The 19,111-nt window shown below is 43.2% G+C and carries 19 protein-coding genes; 10 read left to right on the forward strand and 9 right to left on the reverse strand.

Annotated elements, in window-relative coordinates:
• Positions 1-9: 9 nt before the first annotated feature.
• Positions 10-1,137, reverse strand: a complete 1,128-nt coding sequence (locus LZP46_RS12405; RefSeq protein WP_236094010.1) for a Re/Si-specific NAD(P)(+) transhydrogenase subunit alpha — start codon at positions 1,135-1,137, stop codon at positions 10-12.
• An 882-nt stretch (positions 1,138-2,019) separates the two neighbouring features.
• Here LZP46_RS12405 and LZP46_RS12410 point away from each other — a divergent pair.
• Both LZP46_RS12410 and LZP46_RS12415 read left to right on the forward strand, forming a co-directional pair.
• Positions 2,020-2,943, forward strand: a complete 924-nt coding sequence (locus LZP46_RS12410; RefSeq protein ID WP_004974922.1) for a DMT family transporter — start codon at positions 2,020-2,022, stop codon at positions 2,941-2,943.
• A 94-nt stretch (positions 2,944-3,037) separates the two neighbouring features.
• Positions 3,038-4,228 (forward strand): MFS transporter, encoded by a 1,191-nt coding sequence (locus tag LZP46_RS12415; RefSeq protein WP_236094011.1) that lies wholly within the window; start codon positions 3,038-3,040, stop codon positions 4,226-4,228.
• A 28-nt stretch (positions 4,229-4,256) separates the two neighbouring features.
• Here the strand turns inward: LZP46_RS12415 and LZP46_RS12420 are convergent, their stop codons facing one another.
• From LZP46_RS12420 to LZP46_RS12430, 3 genes are all read right to left on the reverse strand, one after another.
• The gene (locus LZP46_RS12420; RefSeq protein WP_236094012.1) at positions 4,257-4,904 is read right to left on the reverse strand and encodes a hypothetical protein; all 648 of its coding nucleotides are present in this window, start codon (positions 4,902-4,904) and stop codon (positions 4,257-4,259) included.
• Between the two features lie 894 nt (positions 4,905-5,798).
• Positions 5,799-6,539 carry a hypothetical protein gene (locus LZP46_RS12425; protein ID WP_178319073.1) on the reverse strand — a complete coding sequence of 247 codons (741 nt, stop codon included), beginning with the start codon at positions 6,537-6,539 and terminating at the stop codon, positions 5,799-5,801.
• A 2-nt stretch (positions 6,540-6,541) separates the two neighbouring features.
• Positions 6,542-7,477 (reverse strand): AraC family transcriptional regulator, encoded by a 936-nt coding sequence (locus tag LZP46_RS12430; RefSeq protein ID WP_002123001.1) that lies wholly within the window; start codon positions 7,475-7,477, stop codon positions 6,542-6,544.
• A gap of 122 nt (positions 7,478-7,599) precedes the next feature.
• Here LZP46_RS12430 and msrA point away from each other — a divergent pair, with 122 nt between their 5' ends.
• The 5 genes from msrA to LZP46_RS12455 all read left to right on the forward strand — a co-directional run bounded on the left by msrA (position 7,600) and on the right by LZP46_RS12455 (position 9,959).
• Positions 7,600-8,088 carry a peptide-methionine (S)-S-oxide reductase MsrA gene (gene msrA / locus LZP46_RS12435; RefSeq protein WP_000762837.1) on the forward strand — a complete coding sequence of 163 codons (489 nt, stop codon included), beginning with the start codon at positions 7,600-7,602 and terminating at the stop codon, positions 8,086-8,088.
• Positions 8,089-8,091: 3 nt separating this feature from the next.
• Positions 8,092-8,352: a glutaredoxin gene (locus tag LZP46_RS12440; RefSeq protein ID WP_001076938.1), complete on the forward strand. Its 261-nt coding sequence runs from the start codon at positions 8,092-8,094 to the stop codon at positions 8,350-8,352.
• A gap of 31 nt (positions 8,353-8,383) precedes the next feature.
• Entirely contained in the window at positions 8,384-8,824 is a 441-nt protein-coding gene (msrB, locus tag LZP46_RS12445; protein WP_000483554.1) for a peptide-methionine (R)-S-oxide reductase MsrB, read from the forward strand.
• 21 nt (positions 8,825-8,845) lie between these two features.
• Entirely contained in the window at positions 8,846-9,091 is a 246-nt protein-coding gene (locus LZP46_RS12450; protein ID WP_178319072.1) for a glutaredoxin family protein, read from the forward strand.
• 205 nt (positions 9,092-9,296) lie between these two features.
• Positions 9,297-9,959 (forward strand): peptide-methionine (S)-S-oxide reductase MsrA, encoded by a 663-nt coding sequence (locus LZP46_RS12455; RefSeq protein WP_001281573.1) that lies wholly within the window; start codon positions 9,297-9,299, stop codon positions 9,957-9,959.
• Between the two features lie 219 nt (positions 9,960-10,178).
• Here the strand turns inward: LZP46_RS12455 and LZP46_RS12460 are convergent, their stop codons facing one another.
• The 4 genes from LZP46_RS12460 to LZP46_RS12480 all read right to left on the reverse strand — a co-directional run bounded on the left by LZP46_RS12460 (position 10,179) and on the right by LZP46_RS12480 (position 15,019).
• Positions 10,179-11,156: a sensor domain-containing diguanylate cyclase gene (locus LZP46_RS12460; protein WP_002119794.1), complete on the reverse strand. Its 978-nt coding sequence runs from the start codon at positions 11,154-11,156 to the stop codon at positions 10,179-10,181.
• Positions 11,157-11,299: 143 nt separating this feature from the next.
• Positions 11,300-12,073, reverse strand: coding sequence for an IS21-like element ISAba8 family helper ATPase IstB (gene istB / locus LZP46_RS12465; protein WP_178319071.1), 774 nt, complete (start codon positions 12,071-12,073; stop codon positions 11,300-11,302).
• Positions 12,073-13,092, reverse strand: coding sequence for an IS21-like element ISAba8 family transposase (gene istA / locus LZP46_RS12470; RefSeq protein ID WP_236094013.1), 1,020 nt, complete (start codon positions 13,090-13,092; stop codon positions 12,073-12,075). The genes istB and istA overlap by 1 nt, the downstream gene beginning before the upstream one ends.
• Before the next feature lie 640 nt (positions 13,093-13,732).
• Positions 13,733-15,019, reverse strand: a complete 1,287-nt coding sequence (locus LZP46_RS12480) for a GAF domain-containing protein (RefSeq protein ID WP_000257537.1) — start codon at positions 15,017-15,019, stop codon at positions 13,733-13,735.
• An 852-nt stretch (positions 15,020-15,871) separates the two neighbouring features.
• On the opposite strand from LZP46_RS12480, the gene LZP46_RS12485 reads away from it, so the two are divergent.
• The 3 genes from LZP46_RS12485 (at position 15,872) to LZP46_RS12495 (ending at position 17,314) form a co-directional block, all read left to right on the forward strand.
• Positions 15,872-16,048: a peptide-methionine (S)-S-oxide reductase gene (locus LZP46_RS12485; RefSeq protein ID WP_005006244.1), complete on the forward strand. Its 177-nt coding sequence runs from the start codon at positions 15,872-15,874 to the stop codon at positions 16,046-16,048.
• Positions 16,049-16,106: 58 nt separating this feature from the next.
• Positions 16,107-16,661: a carboxymuconolactone decarboxylase family protein gene (locus LZP46_RS12490; RefSeq protein WP_000088799.1), complete on the forward strand. Its 555-nt coding sequence runs from the start codon at positions 16,107-16,109 to the stop codon at positions 16,659-16,661.
• A 137-nt stretch (positions 16,662-16,798) separates the two neighbouring features.
• Complete coding sequence (locus LZP46_RS12495; protein ID WP_004911234.1) at positions 16,799-17,314, forward strand: YkgB family protein; 516 nt, start codon at positions 16,799-16,801, stop codon at positions 17,312-17,314.
• Positions 17,315-17,457: 143 nt separating this feature from the next.
• On the opposite strand, the gene tnpC is transcribed toward LZP46_RS12495, so the two are convergent.
• Positions 17,458-19,104, reverse strand: coding sequence for an IS66 family transposase (gene tnpC / locus LZP46_RS12500; RefSeq protein WP_236094014.1), 1,647 nt, complete (start codon positions 19,102-19,104; stop codon positions 17,458-17,460).
• Positions 19,105-19,111 lie beyond the last annotated feature (7 nt).

The following is a 19,111-nucleotide window of genomic DNA, read 5'->3' on the forward strand; positions in this document are numbered from 1 at the left end:
GAGTTCTCCTTAACCATGCTTTAACAGCACTTGACCGTTATGAGTGACCAGCAATGCTTTCTGAATTTCTTCTTCTGGATTCAATGCGAAGTTCTTGTCGTTATCAAATAATGTTTCAACAAAATTGAACACATTACGCGCGTATAGTGCAGATGCCTCTGTCGATACAGTCGATGGAATATTTGGAATACCCAAAATTTTTACACCATTGGCAGTCACTACAGTTTCACCGCATTGTGAACCTTCGACGTTACCGCCCGTTTCAACCGCCATATCTAAAATCACAGAACCTGGCTTCATTTTTGCCACAGTTTCTGCTTTGATTAAGCGCGGTGCATCACGACCTGGCAATAACGCAGTGGTGATCACGATATCCGCATTAGAAACAGCTTTATCTACAATCACTGCCTGATCTTTAATGTATTGTTCACCTGGCATCCAGCCGTAGCCATTTTTGGCAGCATCTGCAGCTTTTTGCTGTTCTTCTTCAGACATTGGCACGTCTAGCCATTTACCGCCTAAAGACTCTACCTGATCTTTCGCAGTTGGACGCAAGTCAGTTGCTTCAACTACCGCACCCAGACGTTTTGCCGTTGCAATGGCTTGCAGACCCGCAACACCCACACCCATGATTACAACACGTGCAGGTTTTACAGTACCCGCAGCCGTCATTAACATTGGGAACATGCGTTGGTATTCTGCTGCAGCCAACAACACTGACTTATAGCCTGCCAAGTTGGCTTGTGATGACAACACATCCATATTTTGTGCACGTGACAAAGTACGCGGCAAAAGCTCTAACGCAAATGCAGACACCTGAGCCGCAGCAAACTGATCTAATTCAGTATTGCGGTAAGGATCAAACATCGCCACGACAGTGCTATTCGGTGCAAGTTTTTGAATTTCATCACCCTTCGGGGCACGAACTTTCAAAATCATTTGACTGCCACGATAAGCATCATCTGTCATGGTCGCACCCACTTGTTCATAAGCACTGTCGATATAAGCGGCTTTAACACCCGCACCACGTTCAATGACTACGCTATGACCCGCGCTAATCAACTTCTTTACTGTTTCTGGCGTCGCAGCGACACGATTTTCACCGACAACAGTTTCGGTTGGAATTCCGATCTGCATGAGCGTCCCTCAAGCTAGTTTTTCTTAAGTCAACATCGTGGATAACGATGCTTTCCCCTCAGGATAAGTTTTGTTGAATTTTTGGATTCTAATGCAACATTTTTAAATTACCACCCAATATTTATTTAATAAATACCCATATTTTGAACTGATGATTCATAAAAATATTGTTGCGAGATATAATTGATAGGTTTTGCTTCTTTAATATAAGTCTAATTATTCAGCAAAACTTCGATTTGAAGTGTCTAAAAGAAAAAAAGCGATGCTTTGAGCTTGCAGTTGACCACATTTAAATGAATTAAGCATTGATCATTCTGACATGCATTTCACTTAATTGGGAAAATCCGACTTAGCGCTAAAAGATTGCATATCTATACATTTAAGCGCTAAAAGCAAAAACTTAAACACCAAATTGACTTTTCTGACAATTTTTACACCGCACAACATGGTTCAATTTAGAAGTGTTTTGCGCATCTGAAAACCTTAGAAAAACCTACCTTTGCCTTATGAGTAAAACCGAATATTTGAAACAGTAAAACTTTTAAAAGAAGCTTGAATTTATTCAACTCAGGTCTAAGTTAAGTGCTGCTATTTTTTTCATTTTTTTTGTGCGTCATTTTGTCTGATGATGGATTTTCTCTGTTTTGCAATATTTTCAACTAATTTGCACCATTATCGTGCAAATCCCATTTACTCTACTTTTCACAAAATTTATGCCATCTCAAGCAGACCATCTGCATAAAATCGGCTATGCTTGCTCAAATACAGCACACACAGCTTGATCCATGCAGTCGCATCTGCCTTTATCTATCATGCAACTTGCATTTGTGTGCGCGGCATGTGTCACTTCTCTTGCATCCACCTTGCTCGACAGCATTTTTCATGATCAGACTTAACGCCACACAATGGGGCTCCATCTTTGCCTTATTTGCAGCCTTTTTGTTTAGTACCAAAGCCATTTTTATTAAACAGGCTTATGCACTTTCACCGTTGGTCGATGCAACCGTACTCATGGCTTTGCGCATGGCAAGTGCCCTGCCTTTCTTCTTGCTGATTTGTTGGCTCAATCGCCATCACAGTCGCAACATCTCTACACGCAATTGGCTGCTAATAATATTTGCAGGTCTGATGGGCTATTATTTTTCTAGCTGGCTGGATTTTTTAGGGCTGATGTTCATTAGCGCTTCATTAGAACGCATTATTCTGTTTTTATATCCAACGCTCACCGTTCTGGCTTCGAGCGTAATGTATCGGCAGAAACTTAGCTGGCTGAGTCTGTTTGCAATTGCTCTGAGTTATGGCGGAACAGTGATTGTGATGTTACAGGAACAGAGCAATACCCCACATGACACGTATTTTTGGTTAGGCAGTAGTTTGGTGTTCGCCAGTGCAGTGTGTTTTGCAGGCTATTTATTGCTGACCAAAAGCCTGATTCAGCATTTTGGCTCTTGGAATTTTACAGGTCTGGCTTTAAGTATTGCCTGCATCGGTACGCTTACGCATTACAGTTTGGTCACACCTAATCCGCTCGGACTGGTGCAACAACTGCCTGTAGAAGTGCTAGGCTATGGTATTGCTTTAGGGATATTTGTCACAGTCTTGCCCACCTTACTCATGGCGCACAGTATCGCCCGTTTAGGTGCGGCACAATCGGCCATGATTGCTTCAATTGGCCCCATCTTGACGATTCTATTGGCCACAGCATTTTTAGGTGAACATCTAAATGGCATACAATGGTTCGGCTGCATGCTCAATATTGTAGGCGTGATGATGATCACCTTGTCCAAAAACAAGTTTTCTCATTAAGCTAAAGGCGACATCCTGCCACTAATGAAGTTGAATATTGGATTCAATCTTTGAGCTACTGCAACCCCGTTTTACCATTGACCTTAGGATAATTATGAATACTGCACCTGACATTAGCCAAGACAAAACCCTGCTCTGGTTAATGGCGATTGCCTGCGGTTTATGTGCAGGTGCAAATTATTATTGCCAACCTCTGATTTACTCCATTCATCAATCTTTTCAAATTCCACAGTCACAAGTTGCACTGACTGTGACATTTGCACAAGTCTCTTATGCACTCGGCTTACTGTTTATTGTACCGATGGGCGATATTGTCAATAAAACCAAGTTCATTCCCCTATTCATGTTCTTGGCATCGGTAGGTTTGTTTTTGTGTGCCTTTTCTAGCAATTTAAGCATGCTTTGGATTGGCACCATCATCACAGGGCTATTTTCTGTGGCGGCACAAGTATTAATTCCTTTTGCGACCATGACCGTAAAACCTGAAAAAATGAGCGAAGTTGTTGGTTTGCTGATGAGTGGTTTATTGGTCGGTATTTTACTTTCGACCAGTTTAGCAGGCTTGCTATCTAATTTATTTCACTGGAAAGTGATTTATCTGCTCAGCGGGATATTCATGTTGTGTATTGCTGCGGTACTTAAAGCACGTTTGCCTTTTATTTCTACCAGCAAACTCAGCTATTTGGCCGTATTTCAGTCCATGGGCAAACTGATTTTAGAAGAACGCCGCTTGGTGTATCGTGCATTACTCGGGGCTTTTGCTTTTGCTGCGATGAGCGTGTTGTTTTCCACCATTGCCGTATTACTCAAATCTAGTTTTGGCTTAGCTGACTTTATGGTCGGCATTGTGGCAATGGTCGGAGTATTTGGCGCACTTTCGACCAAACAAGTGGGTAAAATTGCAGATCGTGGCTATGTCACAGCGCTGACGTGGGGTGGTTTGGCGCTATTGGCAATCAGTTGGGTCTTTCTATACAACGGACAATTTAGCTTATGGAGCTATATTCTTGGTTTTGGCTTAATTAACCTTGGGCTTGCCACCGTACACAGCAGCAACCAAAACGTAATTTTTCGCTTACGCCCCGATGCCAAATCGCGGATTAACTCAATTTATATGACCAGTTATTTTACTGGCGGTGCTTGTGGTTCTGCCTTGGGAATCTATGCATGGCAACACGGTGGATGGTTATGGAGTTGCCTAGTTGGTTTGTGTTTTGTTGCCGCCGCAATGAGCTTTGCCCTGCTCGACTGGCAACATCAACGTCAACACACCGCCATGCCTTAAACGCTGCTATTACAATCAAGCAAGTCGCTTAAGACATTTGCATCACAGGATAAAATGGCTGACTCAACTCCACATTTTCTAAATTTTCCAATAAAATTTGGATAAAACACGGCATCAACGCACACAGTAAAGTATTGGCATGGCTGAGTTGTTTGCGGTTGATTGCACTGTTATAAGTTGCACCACCTTGTAAAAGTTGCTGCTGTAACGTCAATAAGCGCTTAAACAAACATGCCAAAATTGTAGCTGAATCATGGATGTGCAATGCCTGCATAATCTGCTGTTTCTCTGCTTCATAATCTGCACGCCATTCAGCTTCAGTCATTTTTTGATTACGCCAATCCCAAAAACTTTGATACAAATAAGGGTTGGTCAGCAACACCTCTAAACTTTGTGGATATTTTTCCCAAATAATTCTCGCCATGCGCTGATCGACATCTTTTTGATACATACGCTGCACAAATTGCTGCAAGGTCTGTTGTTGTGTATGCTCTGCTGTCTGACTTTGCGCATACAAGGCACTCAAGGCTACCCATGCTGTCATAAACTGCAAATCAAGATCATCATGTAAAGCAATGGCTTTTTTCCACCAGCTCAAACTGCGCTGCATGCGTAAATTAAAGGCCTTTGAAAACTCGTTTTTCTTGGTTCGATAAATTTCTTCTAAAACCAACATATTATTATCCCTCTTGTGCCGCTTTATCGTTATCTTTTCAACATACTAAAAAACGGCTACGCATACAAATACTGAGCAGTTCCGCTTTGGCACCTACGGTTGCGCTGCTTTGTTCATAGCGAACAAAGCAAAGTTGATGCCAATGGATGTGGGTTGGGGATACTGTCGATTTTCACTTAAACCCCGTATAATGCGTGGTCTTGTGCTTTTGTTTTTCAATTCAGGTGGGTTATGACACGTGCCATCCAAACTTTACAACCTCGCATTTCGGTTGCCCCGATGATGGATTGGACAATAAATTTAAAATATATATTAAATATCAATAATTTATAAAAATATTAAAATTCCATGGCGTAAAATTGGTGTAAGTTTAATCTTTTGTATCAAAACTTAATCCCTCAACATTCTCACTCCCAAACAATGATTGACGATCTAACGCTCCAGAACCAAATCAGGGATCTGGCTTTAGCGAGTCGGAGCGAACCGACCGATGGTTGGCGTACCGAAGAGCTTGACCCTAAGTTGTGGAACGGTTGGCGTAAAATGATTCAGGGGGACCGGCTAGAAATCGCTGAATACGATCTGACGGCTAAGGTTAGCCAAGGGGACTCTCCTAGTGACAAGCCCGGAGTGGTTGAAGGTCTAAAACAAAGAATAAGGGCTTACAACTTTAGTAAACAAAGGACGTCATCAATAGCAGTGATATAAAAAGTTATCTTTGCCGCCCCGATAAGGCTTTACGGGGCGACTAAGTCTCACCCAACCGACAATTCCGATAGTTTCAGAATAAGCTTTGAGTTTTCTAAGATTGGAATTACTACACCACAGCACGTACTCGAGATACTACAAATAGCTTTTTGGTAGGACCGATACCGAATAAATATCCATAATACATCAGGAGAAACTTTTTTTAATTTTCTGTAACCGGTCATAAATCAGTGGCGGATAATTTGCATGATATTCACCACACTCTGGGCAATGCTCTTGTTTTAGGTACGCTTGATTGTCGAGATCTTGATAAGGAAAAACGCTGAAGAGAAGTTCGTGCTGCATAAGCGTTTTATAAAAACTCTTATGATAAGGTGCAATCTCGCTGTCTTTGATTTTGTCGAAATATAGGTCAACGCTGTTCAAAATGCTCATAATTTCTTTAACCCCGTCGAACCTTAAAATGTCGTCATCTTTGTGAATATCAACATCTAAGCTCTCTAGATCCTCCATGAAACATTTAATCGCACGTCGAGAATACAGAAGGATCACTTGCGTCTTGCCATCAACGGTCTTTTCTTGATCGTAACTAAAATTTTTGATGTTTCTTTCGACGAACATATAAAGTTCGTGAAGTTGATCTAACTCGTGCCTTAGTTGCTCCTTCGTGTTTTCTTTTTCGATTTGCTGATGAAGGATTCTATTCGCATCAATCTGGGCTTTCAGCGCTAAAAACAGAACTACTGAACCTAGTATCTGTACGAATGGGTTCGAAATACCTCCAAAAGCATCTCCTATTTCGCCATAATCCTTCAAGTAGTGAAGAGGAAGAAGAGGTAAGAATAAAGGGAGAAGAAGACAGAATACACTGCCGACGACGATGACCCAGAAAGCTATTTTGGTAACAGGAGAGTTATAGATATTCATTTTTACACCTTTTCAGAATTTTCTTTTCTGTACGCGCTAGGAGTTTTGCCAATTTTTTTCTTAAACAACTTTTGAAAGTGTTCATGTGCCGGATACCCAATGGCTTCACTCACTTCGGGAACAGACTTACCGGATTCTTTAAGCAGCTGCTTTGCTTTTTCAAGCCGACAATAGGTTAAATAATCAAGAGGTGTCATGCCTGACAGCTCCTTAAATTTGACGCTGTAGTTCGTACGCGACATCCCCGCAATCCCGGCGAGATCGTCAAGACCCCATTTTTTATCGAGACTATGATGAATAGCTTCCAAGGTTTTGCTGAGTTGCGGATTTTCGATCAGTTTGAAGAATCCAGCATTTTTATTGGATTTGTACATGTGGATTCTTAACGCTTGCACGAAGATAATTTCGGTCAGCTTTCTGACTAACGTGTTGCTTCCAGGAAGCCCTGATTTTGCTTCCTGCTCTATAATACTTAAAAGCATGGCAAGCCAAGGCGAGTGGGAGTTATCAGCACTCTTGATATGCACGACATTTGGCAGCGAATTTAAGAATGGATGATCGGGTCCGCCATTAAAACAAAAATGTCCGCAAACGACGTTGGCTTTGAGCTTGCTCTGATCACCGTATTCCAAAACTTGAGCTTCGGTGAGGTTGGCTTTAGCTCTAAATTCGACCGCAGGCTCGGCCTTGATTTTTGGTGCACTGGCCATGGTGTGCTCCATCCCTTTGAAAAAGATCAAAATATCGCCCTGCTCCGCCAATGCTTTAAGTTTAAGTTTTGGCACCTCATACCAAAACTCGCCATGAGTCACGATGTGAAATCTCGCTAGATTCTCTTCCTGCGGGAGGCTGATGCCCCAGTCTCCCGCAAATGAGGTTCTATACCAGTAGCTGCTAGTAAGCTCTACCTTATCTAAAATTTCACTGAGAACATCCATATATAGCTCCTACGTAAACTGTCCAATAGGTCATGTTATACGAACTATTGAACATATTATATCTATTTTACATGCTGTAAAGTCAGTCTAATCAGTAAGTGGATGAAAACTAAGGAGGCTTTATGAAACTAGATTATGTGATCGTTGCCGGAGGGTGTTTTTGGGGTCTCGAAGACCTCCTTAGGAGTCTGGACGGTGTGACGTCAACGAAGGTGGGCTACTCTGGCGGAGATTTTGATGATCCTACCTACGCCGATATTATAACAGGGAAAACGGGGCACGCCGAAGCGGTTCGCGTGGAATACGACCAAGACGAAATATCTCTCGAAGAGATTCTACATTACTTTTTCAAAATCCATGATCCGACTACGAAGAATCGCCAAGGAAATGATGTTGGCACTTCGTATCGCTCGGCAGCGTTCTATCGTGACGATGCACAGAAAGCGATTATCGAAAACGTGATTGATGAGGTCAATGAGATCGGTCGCTTCGAGAATCCCGTGGTCACGACGGTAGCCTTGGAAAAAGAGTTTTATGACGCTGAGGAGTATCACCAAAACTATTTGAAGAAGAATCCCCACGGGTACACGTGCCATTTTGAGAGAGATTAAACCATGAATCAAACGAAAGAGGAAAAAATGAAAGAACTTAAGAACGTTGTCATCTACACAAAAGACCATTGTCCGTTTAGTAAACGCGTGAAGGAGTACTTAACTTCTGAAAAAGTTGATTTTAAACAAATTCGCGTGGATGACGATCCCAAGACTTATGATGAGTTGAAGAAAAAAACCAACCTTCAAACTGTTCCGCAAGTTTTTGTGGATGGAAAATTCATTGGTAGCGCGACTGACTTCTTCGCGTGGATTGATAGCTAAAGAACAAACCCAAAAATAAAGGAGCAAATTTATGTTCAACTGGGAAAGCATTAACAACTATCTCGATAACGGCACTCCCGCTCCTCCTAGAAAAGTAGAAAAGAGCGAGGAAGAGTGGAAAAAAATTCTGACGCCCGCTCAATTTAATGTCATGCGGAAGAAAGGCACCGAGCGCCCTCACACTGGGGAACTCTGTTCATTTTATGAGGCAGGACGGTATGCCTGCGCGGGCTGCGACACTGAACTGTTTGATTCGAACGTTAAGTTTGATTCGGGAACAGGTTGGCCGAGTTTTTCTGAGCCCGTCGCCGACAACGTAATTCAATATGAACTGGACACGACTTACGGACGAAGAATCGAAGTGCTATGCAATGTGTGCGAAGCCCACTTAGGGCACGTTTTTCCAGATGGTCCTGAGCCCTCTGGGGCTCGATTCTGCATCAACTCGGAGTCGTTGAAGTTTGTAGAGTAATTTTAGAAAATGGAGGGGGTCGTGGGGATTAAGCTGTTCGGTCATAAGGACTGCCACAAAACCAAGATTTACCAGTCGTACTTGAAAGAAAAAGGAATCGAGTTTGATTTTTTAGATGTTCATGAAGACGACGCGGCTGCTGATGAACTGTGCTCCCTCTATTCGAACGGAAAGCTGAATTTCCCGACAATAGTGGTTGGGACAAAGAAGCTGAGAAACCCCAAGTTCAAGGACCTTGACAGGTGGTTGGAAGCTTCAATGAAATAATGAGTTTTTTAGAATTATTAATAACTTAATAAGCAGTAAGATCAATGATTACAGCAATTTTCCGCAGTTGTGTTACCAAGAAACATGCTGCGGAGTTTTAGCAAAGATACTTCATCAAGCTGGTGTTGGAAAACGTGGTCTTATCGTCGTTTGCACGGCGTGAGGAATGGGAGTGGCTTCAATTTTTGAAAGTTAGGTGAAAAATATGTCGGATCTAAAAATGAATAAAGAAGACGGTGTTGAAAGCTATGAATTTGCAACCCCTGAAGCAATCGAAGAAGCATTGAAAATCGGGAAGCTTAGTCAAACGGTTTTCGGCATGGGTTGCTTTTGGGGACCGGATTCTAATTTTGGAGGGACGCAGGGAGTAGTGCAAACACGTGTTGGCTACGCTGGAGCATCAACTCTGGATCCGAGTTACCGCAACATCAACGGACACGCCGAAGTCGTCAGAGTGATCTACGATAAAGACCAAATCAGCTACAGGGAACTTCTTGGAAGTTTTGAATCATGGTCTGTTCATGGTAGAAAGCAGGGCCAGTATCGCCAGATACTTTTTGTTTTTGATCTGGAGCAAAAACAAGTAGCTGAAGAACTGATTCAAGCGATTGGAAAGGAGAAATCTCCCGAGGTGATTGAGGCCGGAGAACAAAATGGTTATTTTTGGCCCGCCGAAGATTACCATCAAAAGCATCGTCTTCGCAGAAACAAACAGCTTGTAAGTCTTGCAGAAGTAGATTTCGGTCCTCGCTGGGATGAACATCTGTATTTTACTAAATTAAATAGTACCGATAGAAAAGGCTTCAGTCTCTCAAGCTGGCTAAAAAAGTTGTCTCCGGAAATGCAGAAAGCTTACCGAATCGGTTAATCTGAAATTGCAGCTGGCTAAAGAACTCTATTTTCTATATGTAAAGAATGTGACGATCTCCTTCACATGGAGTCCAAGAGAGCATAAAAAATCTGTGTAAGTCGCATTACCCATGTATTTGAAAGGAATAAATAATGCCAATATCAGACCAGCTTATCGACCGAAGCAAGACCTCAGTTTTTATGAGGTCTTGAGATCAGCGCAGCATGAACAGATCTCTTACAGTGTGGCGAACACACTGGTTTGATTGCGGCCTTGGGTTTTAGCTTTGTATAACATCTGATCGGCGACTTCGAGCAACTGCTTTTTGTCGTCAAATAAATCAGCGCTGGCCAAACCTATGCTGACCGTTAATTGTCGTAATAACCACTCATGGTTAGCCACTACCAGCCTTAACTTTTCCAGTGTTTTATTTGCGGACGCTGTGTCTGTGCCTGGCAGGATCAGCACAAACTCTTCACCACCATAACGGGCGAAAAAGTCATAGTTCCTGCTATGGCGCTGAAACAGAGCCGCGACTTGACTCAGTGCCTCATCTCCTGCGGCATGACCATAGCTGTCGTTAAAACTCTTAAAGTGATCAATATCAATCAATGCCAGTACAAAAGATTGTCCTGTTCTTTGCCAGCGAGCAAATTCAGCTTCAAACTTGAGGTCAAAAGCTCTTCTGTTGTTCACCCCTGTCAGCGCATCCGTCATGCTGGTATTATGTAATTGTTCGCCGACTTTTTTCAGCTCCAGTATGGCGATCACTTGTCTGGACAGAGCCTGCAAAGAGCTTATCTGCCGCTGGTTCAGCTGCTTAGGAACATGATCATAGACACAAATAGTACCAATCACTGCACCTTCGGGATCAATCAGCGGCGAGCCAGCATAAAATCGGTAGCCAGGTCCTGAAATCACCATAGCATTGGTACTGAATCTGTGATCTAAAGTAGCGTCAGGGACCACCATTACCGCATCAGGTGTTTCCATTGCATACACGCAAAAGGACTCTTTAATTAATACAGAGGTACGCGAAATACCAACTTTTGCAATTAGATTCAGCTTTGTGTCATCGGTTCGCGTCACCATAGCCACTGGTGCATCACAGATATAACACGCCAGTTCAGTGATATCCCGCAGGTTCTGATCTGCTTCAGCAGGTGCTTTTAGTGTGGTTTCTGCACTAGCTGTTTGAGCTAAACTAAAGGTCATGTACTTCTCCGTTTTTCTACTGCATTTTTCAAAGATCCTGCATAGAAAAATGAATTAAATCGTTGATTTTGTCAACGGCATTTTAAAATTGACCCCTTTTACCTTAAAAATGGCGAAGTAAAATTGACCCCTTTGATCTCGTATTAAATTTCAACCTGGGGCTGAATCCCAATTCTTTTTTTATCCTTCAAACGATAACTCTCACCCGATATCTGTACCACATGACAGTGATGTAATAGCCGATCTAACATCGCAGCGGTCAACGTAACATCATCCGCAAATGACTTAGACCATTGGCTAAAGGGTAAGTTACTCGTCAATATCGTACTGCCTTTTTCATAACGCTTGGCAATCACGTTAAAGAACAGATTCGCTTCTTCACGTCCAAACGGTAAATAACCAATTTCATCGATAATCAGTAACTTTGGTCCCAGTACCGCACGTTGCATATAGGTTTTCAATTTACCTTGCTGATAGGCTGTACTCAGTTGCAGCATTAAATCCGCTGCGGTAATGAACTTGATCTTAATGCTGTTCATGATGGCCTTATAGCCTAATGCCATAGATAAATGCGTTTTTCCTACTCCGCTAGCCCCGAGAAACACCACATTTTCTGTTCTAGCAATAAAGCTCAGATTGAACAGTTCAATCACCTGTGATTTAGGGGCCCCTAGGGCATAATTAAAATCATAGTCTTCCAGGGTTTTGACTTGAGGCAGGCCTGAGAGTTTCATCAGTACCTGCTGGCTGCGCTGTTGCCTGGCAGCATATTCATGCGTCAAGATCGCTTCAACAAAGTCGGCATAACTTCCATCCTGACCTAATGTTTGTTGTGCATGATGTGACCATTGTGATGCGATGGCAGGCAGATTGAGCTTTTGGCAAAGCTGCTCTATACGGTCGTATTGCAGATTCATCAGGAAACTCCCAGCAACTGGTCATATACAGATAAGGGATGCTGCAAACTCTCGTAGGGCATGACATGCTGTGCTGCTGCAACAGGTACAGTGCTGGAACCTGTATCTGATTGCGGTAATGGCGTAAATTTTTGCTGCTCCTGTTGCAGTCGAACAGCCGGTTTTTCTTGCGTGGTGGCATGAATCCGCTGATTGGCGGTTTCATGTAGCCACCGGCCAATATGGGCATTGGCGACATCAACATCTAACAGTAAACTCGAAGTCTTCAAGCTTGCTTTTAATAACACAATAAAGCTTGATTTGAGGTATCCATTAAAGCGTTCAACTTTGCCTTTGGTCTGTGCACGGTAGGGCTTACATACGCGGGGACGAAAGCTGTATTTCTTGGCGCAATCGAGCAGTTTGGGGTTCCATTTATGCTGCCCCTCCTGATAGGCATCCCGTTCAATCATGATCGTTTTAGCGTTATCAAACAGGATTTCTTGAGGTACTCCTGCAAAGAACTGAAATGCATTTTCCAGACCATCGATCCATGCATCCGTACGTTCATGATCATAAAATTTCACGAAAGTCGCTCTGGAATACCCTAATGTTGCGACAAAGGCTTTTAAAGTCGTGTTGTTGCGTCGAATTGTGGTGAAATCCACCTGCATTTGTTGGCCAGGTTGGGTTTCAAAACGAATGATCGGTTCCGGTTGAGCAACTGGTTTTAATGTTGCAAGGTATTCCCTCAAGATCCTGATCTTTCCTGGATATCCCAACCCTAAAATTTCCTGGTAGAGCACAACAGCAGGAATCCATTCAGGATGAGCTGCGTTTACACGTTGGAGTAAATAGGGTTTATATGGGTCAAGGATACTTATTCTAGGCTGTATACGCTGATACTGAGGTGTGGTGTTTTGCCGTAAATATTTACGTACGGTATTTCTGGACACCCCCAGTTCACGACTAATGGCTTTAATAGATTTACCTTGTTGATGAAGTATTTGGATTGTCACTGCTTGCTCCAAAGTTAACATGTTGAGCAGTCCAAAATGACCGCTATATTAACCAAGGGGGTCAGTTTTTAAATGCCATTAGGGGGTCATTTTTACACTGCCGCTAACAATTTAACTCTAGCATAGATCTGTCAGACTTGAAGTTATCTCTGTAGCAATGGTATTGTTTTGTACAATATTCGCCTGCTTGATTTGAGTTTTAGCTGTATTTATAAACTTTTGGCTTTTCCGGTCGCAGGCTCTATAATTTGCTCGTTTAAATCCAACTCTTCGTCTAACGTCATCTATTTAGTGTGCATGCGGCCTCCGGAGCATTTTCCGTGGCTTATTTTACCGAAGCATCGGGATTGCTAAATAGAGCTGAACGCTGTAATGCGCTTTCGAACTGAGCTTTCCGTAACTTCGGCATTAGTTCATGTACCTTGCTTACTGGATGTTGGTTGACGCGCAGCAGCACGTCCGTCAGATAATCGTAAACGTTAATAGCAGTGTTGACCTTGCTTTGAATGACGCCAACATGCTTAGCACCAAGCTCCGTTCAGCAGAATCACAGCCAGTTTTTCAGTTATCCCAAGTGTCACTCTCAGATTAAAGGCCGCCATACCGGATGTAGTGCCAACAAGAAAACTAAAACACAACTTCGCTGATCATCGCTGAGTGTTTATAAATCGTCTCCCATCACCGGTATCGATAAGCAGATAAGCCTGGTTATGCCATTAGCAGTTCTTGAAGCATTCCTGCTTTCAATGTCGTCAACGTGATCACGATTTGAGTTGAGATAACGACTCTGTTGCTGAAGACTCTCAGTTAATTGCCACTCACCAGATTCAAGAACAGCACCCGCTAACTCGGCACATACTGTTGCAAAACCATAAAGCGCTTGATTATCGCGGGTAAAACGCAGCGGCATCGTCTGGCCTTTTACAAGAAGGGACCATTCCAAAACTCTGTACTTACCTTTTAATCGGTTACTGACAAAAATAGTTATACTTGTACCGCTGGCGCCAACAACTAAAAAGCTCGTGATAGCTAGTCCTATCAGAGACCATAACTCTGGTTTCCCACTTAGTAACAGTGGATTAGGCAAATGACTCCTCAAAACGAGATCAGCACCAAGGGTCAGCGCTGTTTTATACACTGCTTGTTCTAATAATGGAGTTGCATTGACCAGTGACGCAACAGCATCACAACTATAAGGTTCTAGAACTGCCGTAGCTCTCAACCATTCTGTTTCATGGGCAATCGCCAACAAATTTGACCAAATTCGAACCAGTGCCGCTATATGAATGGAGTTTTCATCAGTCAGGACGGTTTGATTAAGCTGCTTATCCAGTTCCTGATGCCAGTATTGGTATTGGCTTGTCAAAAGTACAAACAACTCAGATTGAAGCAACTTATTATTAGTTACCGGTCTTATCCTATTTGACATCTCATTGAATAGTTGTATAAATTTTTTGTCTGCTTGTTGCTCACGCTTTAGCAGATCTTGCTGTTGTTGAAGCATCTGTAAATCGTATTCAATGGCCTGCTTAAAAAGTGTGAGTAAGGAACAGTGTTGTGATGCCCGATCTGGGCTTGAAAAGTCCAACATACACAAAGTACCGAAAGTTTTTCCGCTAGGCCAAAGCAATGGCAGGCCATAGTAATAACTAAAGCCTGCTGCAAATGTTGGGTTATTGTTTTCATATCGGGTACCGATTGCATTTTCAACTAGTAATGGCTGGTTACTGGAAATGACTTGGGAACAATAAGTGTTAAGTGCCAATGGAACAGGTTCACCGCAATAAAAAGTTGGTACTGACACACTGCCAACAGCCTGACAAATTTCGTTTTTATCTAATCGATTAATCAGCACACAAGGCACTTCCGCGACTTGAGCCATCGAGTTTACAATGCCTTGCCAGCGCTCTAGGAGCAGAGCGGTTTCTATGCTCAAATCTACTGCCATTTGTTCCCTCAGTATTTAAATAGTCCCCTTTTGCATCATTCGATCTTGTTTATCTCAGAGTATCAAACAGGAAACAAAGTGATTGATGTCAATCAGGGAATTAGCAGCATTGATGCATTAAGCGGCGCACATACACTCTAAGTAAAGTGCTTAAGTCTGATTATGGCAAGAAATTGTTACTTTGTCAGGGATAGTCAACACTTTATTAGCGAGAGACTTGCTTGGCTGACATTTAAGACAAATCGCGAGATTCCAAATCTGCCACCAACAGTCGGAACTGAGTAACTCACTTGAGCTTTAAAAAGTAAAGCATTGAAATATTTATGGTATTTATACATCCTACCTAGCTCACAGCAGAGTTTAGCATCGTGCATTAATATGACCTTACACTAAAAATACGTACTAGTTGACGTCTATCAAACTCGTTTACGAGATAGTGTAGTGGTCGACAAATTTTGGCCACATCGTTATTGCCTAATAACCGATGCTCTCTTTAAATGCGAAATGAGTAGTGCACGCATTTTTAGCCTTTTGGCAAAACGTTGATGTCTCGAAATTTTCAAGCGCTGTGCCTTGTTTATTTTCAGAAACGTCTGCTTTCAGTGAGTTCCTGATGCTCGGGCGCTCTAAATTATGGGTATAGACAATCTGATTTGCCCTATATTTGCAGTTTTTCGTGAACCCTTAATTTCACAACTCTTTTAATCTGATATCCAAAGTCTGCATCCATACATAGCCCCTACGTAAACTGTCCAATAGGTCATGTTATACGAACTATTGAACATATTATATCTATTTTACATGCTGTAAAGTCAGTCTAATCAGTAAGTGGATGAAAACTAAGGAGGCTTTATGAAACTAGATTATGTGATCGTTGCCGGAGGGTGTTTTTGGGGTCTCGAAGACCTCCTTAGAAATCAGGACGGCGTGACGTCAACGAAGGTGTGTAGTGGCACTGAAATGGCGACTGCGCAAGACGTGAAGATGAGCTGTCTGATAGCAACGGATTATCAAGCAGAACCTTCTTAAATACAATTTATTCCACGCCAATACAGCGTGCTGTCTTTCAAATCACTAGGAGAAATTTATGTCACGTTTGAACACCCCTACCACAATCGACGCCGCGCCTACTGCTACCCATACCTCACTCAAGGCTGTGGAAAAACAACTGGGCCGCGTTCCTAACATGTTCCGCGTCGTTGCCAACAGCCCTGCTGCGCTGACTGGCTACCTGCAATTGAGCGCAGCATCAGCACAGGGCGGCTTGGGTACAGCGACTCTTGAGCGTATTGCCCTAGCCGTCGCTGAGATCAACGGCTGCGATTATTGCCTTGCTGCCCATTCCTTCCTAGGCCGTAAGGTGGCCAAGCTTGATGATGCTGAACTCACTGCCAACCGCAGCGGTGCATCAAATGACCCTAAGGCCGACGCAGCCGTGCGTTTTGCTGCCGCCGTAGTCCGCCAGCGCGGGCAAGTCAGCAATGACCAGGTCCAAGCGGTGCTGAACGCTGGCTACAGTGATGCACATGTAGTGGATATTCTGTTGGCTGTTGCCCTGAACACTTTCACTAACTACGTTAACGAAGTGACACAGACCGAGGTCGACTTCCCGGCCGTTCAACCACTAGGCATTGATGTCTAATCCATTGGTGCTCAACTACAGCAATTACCTAAGTTAGGTTCGACTCGAGTAAACATATAGTTTTTCTCAAGAGTCATATCATTTTAGTGGGCTACATAGAGTGAGTCCACATGGCTAAAAATAATTGGAGATATAAGATGACTATTCCCGAAATTGAAAATGGTGTCCAGACTACCAATACCCTTAGTAATAATCTCGGTGCAAAAATCACTAAGTTTGGTATAGGTGGCATCTACGTTGCCATGACGATAATATATTTGTGGTTTGGTGGCATGAAATTCACTAGCTACGAAGCAAACGGTATACATGGTTTTGTTAGTAATAGCCCTCTGCTTTCGTGGATGTATAGCTTCCTCAGCATTCAAGGATTCTCAAATTTTCTGGGTGTGCTTGAAATTTCAGTTGGCCTGTTAATCGCTGCACGAGTTTTCTCCCCTAAGCTCGCAATCTTGGGCGGTGTACTTTCAACCGGACTCTTTTTTACGACATTGTCGTTCATGCTGACTACACCCGGTGTTTTTGAGGCATCTCTTGGGTTTCCTGCGATCTCTGTGGTTCCTGGCCAGTTTTTGCTAAAAGATTTAGGCTTGTTTGTCGTGTCTATATTTATCGTAGGTACATCACTTACAGCACTGGAGCACAAAAACAAATAAGCCTCACCCGAAACAACTATAAGTTAGATGGCTCCTAAACACATTAGAGAGCCTTTATTTTTATCTTTTAAGTGCTTCAAGTACGTGCCTTACTAGAGGCTGTTGATCTTTGAGTAAGCGTCCGCTGAATCCCATACCAATTTTTAATTCGATTCAGGTTTCCAGCAGTGTGGCAGTAACTCTTCAATCTGGGTCACTTTATGTGTCGGCAGCCTTTTCAGAACATCACTTAAATAGGCATACGGATCCAGCCCATTCTGCTTTGCTGACTGGATTAAAGTCATGATATTTGCCGCTCGCTGACCGCTGCGCAGCGAACCTGCAAATAGCCAATTCTTACGTCCCAACGCCCAAGGTCGCATCTGGTTTTCCACCCAATTATTATCTATAGGTAGATTGCCATCATCCAGATAGCGGCTTAAGGCTGGCCAACGCTTCAGAGTGTAATTGATGGCCTTGGCGGTTGGAGAACTCGATGGTACCGTCAGTTGATGTTGGTTGAGCCATTCATATAGTTGTTGCATCACCGGTTGACTATGCTGTTGTCGGTATTCGCGGCGGTCTTCCGCTGTACCATCGGTCTTTTTCCTGAGTTCTGCTTCTATCGCATACAGTTTCTGAATCAGCACTAAGGCCTGTTCAGCGACCTGACTTTTCCCAGTTACATGCAGTTCATGGAATTTACGACGTGCATGGGCCATGCAGCCCACCTCAATGACATCGCCTGATTTAAAGCGTGCTTTATAACCACTGTAATCATCACAGACTAGATAACCCTGCCAGCCTTTCAAGAACTCTTCAGCATGCTGGCCTGAACGACTATCTTGAAAGTCATAGATCACTGCCTGAACTGGATTGTACTGTGTGGTGGCATAGGCCCAGACATAACCTTTCTTCGGTTTTTTCTCATCATCACCCATCCGCATAATGGTGACTGGTGTTTCATCTGCATGCAGCACCTGCTGTTGCAGCACCACCTCTTTTAAGGCATTGGCCAGAGGCTCCAGTTCTACACCGCAGCGACCTATCCAGTCAGATAACGTTGATCTAGAAAGCTCGATTCCCGCCCGCTGATAGATCAGACGTTGACGGTACAGCGGTAAATGATCGGCATATTTCGATACCAGCACATGGCTGAGCAGTTCAGGTGAAGCAATGCCTTTATCAATCACATAGGCAGGCATCGCTTGCTGAGTCAGGGTGTCACACTGATCACAGACCCATTTGCCACGTACATGCTGTTCCTTATAGAACTGTGCCGGTCTGAAATGCAGTTTTTCACTGATATCTTCGCCGATACGACGTAACTGGCAGCCACAACTGCATTGGGTTGATGCAGGTTCATGCTCAATACGGATGGTGTGTAGATGATCTGGCAGCAGTCGACGTTTAGGTTTGTTGACTGTGGCTTTCTGTGTCGCTGCATCGGTTTTATCTGCATTCAGTCGTTCCAGTTCCAGATCAACAGCTGCGATATCTTCTTCGACCGCCTCATCCCACAGATGGATTTGTTTTGCGGTGAGATGTTCGTTTTTACTGCCGAATTTATGCTGTTTAAACAGCGCCAGTTCATGCTCGTATTTTTGATTGAGAATAGAAAGATGCTGAACTTGAGCATCTAATTGCTGATTGGATACTTCAAGATGTTGAACTTTGGCATCTAATTGCTGGTTTGATTTTTCTAATTCTTGTTTTGATTGTGCCAGAGACTGATGTTGCATTGCCAACTGTCTAGTAAATTCCAGCAGTTGTTCATGGGTCAGTTGGCTTAAATCAGGCAGTGTATTCATGACCGCA

Origin of the sequence: Acinetobacter sp. SCLZS86, from assembly GCF_021560715.1 — a bacterium.
In the GTDB taxonomy this organism is placed as follows: domain Bacteria; phylum Pseudomonadota; class Gammaproteobacteria; order Pseudomonadales; family Moraxellaceae; genus Acinetobacter; species Acinetobacter towneri_A.